Here is a 6043-nt window from a genome sequence, read left to right as displayed (position 1 = left end):
ACGCCGGGTGTCACCCCTGATTTTGTGTTCGGTGGGATTCGTGTGTAGAGTTCCATCTCGTGCTCAAGACGCCGACCGGGTGACCGGGAGGCGGGGTGAAGAACACAGAATCCGCGGATTCATGCCGAGAATGGCAGGTCCAGGGCGGGTGGTGCTCACCGGGTGCGCGGCCGGCAGTGATGCGGGTCGGGATTCCTGAAGAAGATGATCTGGTTTGACAGCCGGGAATCATGTGGTAAGCTTTTCAAGGCCTTCCACGTGGATGGTCCGGTGAGTGTCTGACACCGCGTTGAGCGGAGTTGACATGGTCGGATCATGTGGTAAGGTTTTCTAGCCCGACCATGTGAACGGACGGTGAATGCTTCGGACACGGAGTTGACACGGTCGAAACGGATGGTCTAGGATGGAGAAGTTGCTCCAGAGCGAAACGGCCCGCGGAGCGGGTCGCTGAAGCTGGAAGCGCCTGTTGTTTGAGAACTCAATAGTGTGCCAAGTTTGTTGATGCCAATTGTTTTAACACATATTGGTTGATCATCGCCTGCCACCCCCGTGGTGTGGTGATGGTTTGCTAGGTATTGAATGGATGTCGTGGTGGTTATTTCCGGCTGCCACGGTGTTGTTCTGTAATTTTTTTACGGAGAGTTTGATCCTGGCTCAGGATGAACGCTGGCGGCGTGCTTAACACATGCAAGTCGAACGATGAAGCCCAGCTTGCTGGGTGGATTAGTGGCGAACGGGTGAGTAACACGTGAGTAACCTGCCCTTAACTCTGGGATAAGCCTGGGAAACTAGGTCTAATACCGGATAGGAGCGCCTACCGCATGGTGGGTGTTGGAAAGATTTATCGGTTTTGGATGGACTCGCGGCCTATCAGCTTGTTGGTGAGGTAATGGCTCACCAAGGCGACGACGGGTAGCCGGCCTGAGAGGGTGACCGGCCACACTGGGACTGAGACACGGCCCAGACTCCTACGGGAGGCAGCAGTGGGGAATATTGCACAATGGGCGAAAGCCTGATGCAGCGACGCCGCGTGAGGGATGACGGCCTTCGGGTTGTAAACCTCTTTCAGTAGGGAAGAAGCGAAAGTGACGGTACCTGCAGAAGAAGCACCGGCTAACTACGTGCCAGCAGCCGCGGTAATACGTAGGGTGCGAGCGTTATCCGGAATTATTGGGCGTAAAGAGCTCGTAGGCGGTTTGTCGCGTCTGTCGTGAAAGTCCGGGGCTTAACCCCGGATCTGCGGTGGGTACGGGCAGACTAGAGTGCAGTAGGGGAGACTGGAATTCCTGGTGTAGCGGTGGAATGCGCAGATATCAGGAGGAACACCGATGGCGAAGGCAGGTCTCTGGGCTGTAACTGACGCTGAGGAGCGAAAGCATGGGGAGCGAACAGGATTAGATACCCTGGTAGTCCATGCCGTAAACGTTGGGCACTAGGTGTGGGGACCATTCCACGGTTTCCGCGCCGCAGCTAACGCATTAAGTGCCCCGCCTGGGGAGTACGGCCGCAAGGCTAAAACTCAAAGGAATTGACGGGGGCCCGCACAAGCGGCGGAGCATGCGGATTAATTCGATGCAACGCGAAGAACCTTACCAAGGCTTGACATGTTCTCGATCGCCGTAGAGATACGGTTTCCCCTTTGGGGCGGGTTCACAGGTGGTGCATGGTTGTCGTCAGCTCGTGTCGTGAGATGTTGGGTTAAGTCCCGCAACGAGCGCAACCCTCGTTCCATGTTGCCAGCACGTAATGGTGGGGACTCATGGGAGACTGCCGGGGTCAACTCGGAGGAAGGTGAGGACGACGTCAAATCATCATGCCCCTTATGTCTTGGGCTTCACGCATGCTACAATGGCCGGTACAATGGGTTGCGATACTGTGAGGTGGAGCTAATCCCAAAAAGCCGGTCTCAGTTCGGATTGGGGTCTGCAACTCGACCCCATGAAGTCGGAGTCGCTAGTAATCGCAGATCAGCAACGCTGCGGTGAATACGTTCCCGGGCCTTGTACACACCGCCCGTCAAGTCACGAAAGTTGGTAACACCCGAAGCCGGTGGCCTAACCCTTGTGGGGGGAGCCGTCGAAGGTGGGACCAGCGATTGGGACTAAGTCGTAACAAGGTAGCCGTACCGGAAGGTGCGGCTGGATCACCTCCTTTCTAAGGAGCATTAGTGCCCGTTGCATCACCGCGTGTGTGATGGCGGGTTGCTCATGGGTGGAACATCAATGAATGGTGCCAGTGGTGGTGCCGGCAGTGCTCGAGTACGTCATGCCTTTGCGGGTGTGGTTGGAATGGGTGGTGTTGGTGGCTGCGAGCTGGTGTTGGCACACTGTTGGGTCCTGGAACAGCAGGCACCCTGATCTGTGAGGGTTGGGGTTGTTGTTTCTGGTCTCCGTATCTTGTGAAGCTGGCCTTGTGGGTTGGTGGATGGGGTGTGGGTTGTTGTTTGAGAACTGCATAGTGGACGCGAGCATCTTATTTTTTTTGTTGCTGCATCGTTGATCGCACTGTTCCCCCTGGGGTGGTGTGTGAGGTGTGGTGATGCCGAGAATGACATCTTAGTTAGATATTGCTCATTTGAGGACTTTCATTGTGTGTGAAAGTTTCCAAGGGCGCATGGTGGATGCCTTGGCAACAGGAGCCGAAGAAGGACGTGGGAATCTGCGATAAGCCTGGTGGAGTCGATAACCGGACGTTGAGACCAGGATTTCCGAATGGGGAAACCCCGCACGACGTGTCGTGTGACCCCCGGTTGAACACATAGACCGGGTGGAGGGAACGTGGGGAAGTGAAACATCTCAGTACCCACAGGAAGAGAAAACAAAAGTGATTCCGTTAGTAGTGGCGAGCGAACGCGGATGGGGCTAAACCGTATGTGTGTGATACCCGGCAGGGGTTGCATGTGCGGTGTTGTGGGCCCCTCCTTGTCATGTCTGCCGGCATGGCGCAGTGAGGTGCGGGCATATAGACGAACCAGTGTGGATGCTGGACCGTAGAGGGTGAGAGTCCCGTAGTCGAAATGTGTTCCGCCGCTGTTGGAGGGTTGCCCGAGTAGCACGGGGCCCGAGGAATCCCGTGTGAATCTGCCAGGACCACCTGGTAAGCCTGAATACTACCTGTTGACCGATAGCGGATCAGTACCGTGAGGGAATGGTGAAAAGTACCCCGGGAGGGGAGTGAAATAGTACCTGAAACCATGTGCCTACAAACCGTTGGAGCCTTCTTGTGGGGTGACAGCGTGCCTTTTGAAGAATGAGCCTGCGAGTTAGTGATACGTGGCGAGGTTAACCCGTGTGGGGAAGCCGTAGCGAAAGCGAGTCTGAATAGGGCGATTGAGTCGCGTGTCCTAGACCCGAAGCGGAGTGATCTACCCATGGCCAGGTTGAAGCGCGTGTAAGAGCGCGTGGAGGACCGAACCCACTTCAGTTGAAAATGGAGGGGATGAGCTGTGGGTAGGGGTGAAAGGCCAATCAAACTCCGTGATAGCTGGTTCTCCCCGAAATGCATTTAGGTGCAGCGTCACGTGTTTCTTCCCGGAGGTAGAGCTACTGGATGGACGATGGGCCCTACAAGGTTACTGACTTCAGCCAAACTCCGAATGCCGGGAAGTGAGAGCGTGGCAGTGAGACTGTGGGGGATAAGCTTCATAGTCGAGAGGGAAACAGCCCAGACCACCGGTTAAGGCCCCTAAGCGTGTGCTAAGTGGGAAAGGATGTGGAGTTGCTGAGACAACCAGGAGGTTGGCTTAGAAGCAGCCACCCTTGAAAGAGTGCGTAATAGCTCACTGGTCAAGTGATTCCGCGCCGACAATGTAGCGGGGCTCAAGTACACCGCCGAAACCGTGGCATTCAGTTTTGCTGGATGGGTAGGGGAGCGTCGTTCACGAGGTGAAGCCAGCGGGTAACTTCTGGTGGATTGTGGACGAGTGAGAATGCAGGCATGAGTAGCGAAAGACGGGTGAGAAACCCGTCCGCCGGATGACTAAGGGTTCCAGGGTCAAGCTAATCTGCCCTGGGTAAGTCGGGACCTAAGGCGAGGCCGACAGGCGTAGTCGATGGACAACGGGTTGATATTCCCGTACCAGTGAAGAACCGTCCATGTTGAGCCGGTGATACTAACCGCCCGAACCATCCCGAACCCCGTCTTTGACGGGGTCGGTGATGGGGAGCGCGGGACCTGAACCGGGGAGGCAAGCGCATTAACAGGTGTGACGCAGGAAGGTAGCCGGGCCGGGCAATGGAAATGACCTGGTCTAAGGGTGTAGGGCTGCCGGTAGGTAAATCCGCCGGCTGTATGCCTGAGACCTGATGGGCGCCCACATGGTGGGTGATCCGGTGATCCTATGCTGCCTAGAAAAGCATCGGCGCGAGGTTCAAACTGCCCGTACCCTAAACCGACACAGGTGGTCAGGTAGAGAATACTAAGGCGATCGAGAGAATCATGGTTAAGGAACTCGGCAAAATGCCCCCGTAACTTCGGGAGAAGGGGGGCCCCAACCTTGAGCACCACGTGCTGGTGTGAGGGGATCGGGGCCGCAGAGACCAGGGGGAAGCGACTGTTTATCAAAAACACAGGTCCATGCGAAGTCGTAAGACGATGTATATGGACTGACTCCTGCCCGGTGCTGGAAGGTTAAGGGGACCCGTTAGCTTCGGCGAAGCGGAGAACTTAAGCCCCAGTAAACGGCGGTGGTAACTATAACCATCCTAAGGTAGCGAAATTCCTTGTCGGGTAAGTTCCGACCTGCACGAATGGAGTAACGACTTCCCCGCTGTCTCAACCATGAACTCGGCGAAATTGCATTACGAGTAAAGATGCTCGTTACGCGCAGAAGGACGGAAAGACCCCGTGACCTTTACTATAGTTTGGTATTGGTATTCGGTGTGACTTGTGTAGGATAGGTGGGAGACTGTGAAGCGGGCACGCCAGTGTTCGTGGAGTCGCCGTTGAAATACCACTCTGGTCACTCTGGATATCTAACTTCGGCCCGTGATCCGGGTCAGGGACAGTGCCTGATGGGTAGTTTAACTGGGGCGGTTGCCTCCTAAAATGTAACGGAGGCGCCCAAAGGTTCCCTCAGCCTGGTTGGCAATCAGGTGTCGAGTGCAAGTGCACAAGGGAGCTTGACTGTGAGAGTGGCAGCTCGAGCAGGGACGAAAGTCGGGACTAGTGATCCGGCGGCTCGTTGTGGAACGGCCGTCGCTCAACGGATAAAAGGTACCTCGGGGATAACAGGCTGATCTTGCCCAAGAGTCCATATCGACGGCATGGTTTGGCACCTCGATGTCGGCTCGTCGCATCCTGGGGCTGGAGTAGGTCCCAAGGGTTGGGCTGTTCGCCCATTAAAGCGGTACGCGAGCTGGGTTCAGAACGTCGTGAGACAGTTCGGTCCCTATCCTCTGCGCGCGTTGGAAATTTGAGAAGGTCTGTCCTTAGTACGAGAGGACCGGGACGGACGAACCTCTGGTATGTCAGTTGTACCGCCAGGTGCATGGCTGATTAGCTACGTTCGGGATGGATAACCGCTGAAAGCATCTAAGCGGGAAGCCGGCTTCGAGATGAGATTTCCTTGCCCCTTTGAGGGTGTGAGGCCCCCAGCTAGAACACTGGGTTGATAGGCTGGATGTGGAAGCGAGGACTGAAGACTCGTGAAGCTGACCAGTACTAATAGGCCGATGACTTACACACACTCTTATTCCATTGCTTGCTTCAAGGTGATGGGTTGGTGTTCGCGTCCACTGTGCGGTTGTCTGATTGCAACCGGCTGTCCATGTGTTGGTGGATGGTTGGGGTGTTTCAGTTGAATAGTGTCACTGTTGTGTGACCCGTAGGTTTCCCTGCTGTTGCCCGTGTTGAGGGTGGTGGTGTGGGGTTAGGGTTACGGCGGTCATAGCGTGGGGGAAACGCCCGGTTCCATTCCGAACCCGGAAGCTAAGGCCCACAGCGCCGATGGTACTGCAACCGGGAGGTTGTGGGAGAGTAGGTCGCCGCCGGACATTTTTTGAGGGAGGGCCTCGCACTGTTGGTGCGAGGCCCTTCCCGCATT

The 6043-nt window shown here is 56.0% G+C and carries 3 rRNA genes; all 3 read left to right on the top strand.

What is annotated here, in order from left to right:
- The first annotated feature begins 631 nt into the window (after positions 1-631).
- The 3 genes from ACFI33_RS11540 (at position 632) to rrf (ending at position 5993) form a co-directional block, all read left to right on the top strand.
- Positions 632-2154 (top strand): 16S ribosomal RNA (locus ACFI33_RS11540).
- Positions 2155-2593: 439 nt separating this feature from the next.
- A 23S ribosomal RNA gene (locus ACFI33_RS11535) occupies positions 2594-5685 on the top strand.
- A gap of 191 nt (positions 5686-5876) precedes the next feature.
- Positions 5877-5993: ribosomal RNA gene (gene rrf, locus ACFI33_RS11530) — 5S ribosomal RNA — on the top strand.
- The 16S, 23S and 5S rRNA genes sit together here, the layout of an rRNA operon.
- The last annotated feature ends 50 nt before the right edge of the window (positions 5994-6043 follow it).

This window comes from Micrococcus sp. PSi08, assembly GCF_054960655.1.
The sequence above is the reverse complement of the archived record's forward strand: the minus strand, read 5'-3'. Positions and strand labels throughout refer to the sequence as shown.